Source organism: Arenibacter lacus, from assembly GCF_008711145.1.
Lineage (GTDB): Bacteria > Bacteroidota > Bacteroidia > Flavobacteriales > Flavobacteriaceae > Arenibacter > Arenibacter amylolyticus.
In genome coordinates this window covers 1-776 of the sequence record NZ_VVIN01000205.1, presented here as the reverse complement: position 1 = coordinate 776, position 776 = coordinate 1, and the positions used below count along the sequence as shown (strand labels likewise).

The following is a 776-nucleotide window of genomic DNA, read 5'->3' as shown; positions in this document are numbered from 1 at the left end:
CGGACATTTGGAAACCAAGGCTCCTCCACCGGAAGTTGTAATAATCTTGTTTCCATTAAAGGACAGTACTCCCAATTTTCCGAAGCCCCCACAGGGCATATTATTGTACGTGCTACCCAGCGCTTCTGCACTATCTTCTACAATGGGGATTTTAAACCTATCGGCAATCGCTGTTATCTCCCCTACCTTATAAGGCATACCATATAAGTGTACCGCAATAATCGCCTTCGGTTTTTTCCCTTTGGCAATTCCTGCGAGAATAGCTTTTTCCAATAATTGGGGTGACAAATTCCAAGTCTCCCTTTCACTATCCACGAAAACCGGTTTCGCTCCCAAATAGGTAATGGGATTGGCTGAAGCTGAAAATGTAAAACTCTGACATATTACCTCATCTCCATCTGTTACACCCAGTAACTCTAGCGCCAAGTGAATTGCTGCTGTACCAGAACTTAGCACTGCTACATTTAAATCATTGCCCAAATAATCTTCAATAGACTTCTCAAAAGCATCCACGTTGGGTCCTAAAGGGGCAATCCAATTGGTGTCAAATGCCTCTTTGACGAATGTCTCTTCGGAACCGCCCATATGAGGCGAGGAAAGCCATATTTTCGATTTGGTTATCAATGTGTGGTCATTTATCTGTGGCAAGTAAATTTACGTATAGTTTCTATCGAGAGGGAATTATGCTGCTTACTTTCGTTCAAGATTGAATATTCTCGATTAAATACTAATCCAAACCCGATGAAAGAAGTAAAATCATGGTAGAAGGGGGTTTA

General features: G+C 41.8%; 1 protein-coding gene. It reads right to left on the bottom strand.

Features of this window, described 5'->3' with window-relative positions; translation table 11 throughout:
• The coding region (locus tag F1E73_RS17165) for a DegT/DnrJ/EryC1/StrS family aminotransferase (RefSeq protein WP_223883505.1) at window positions 1–621 on the bottom strand (621 nt) is incomplete at its 3' end.
• Window positions 622–776 lie beyond the last annotated feature (155 nt).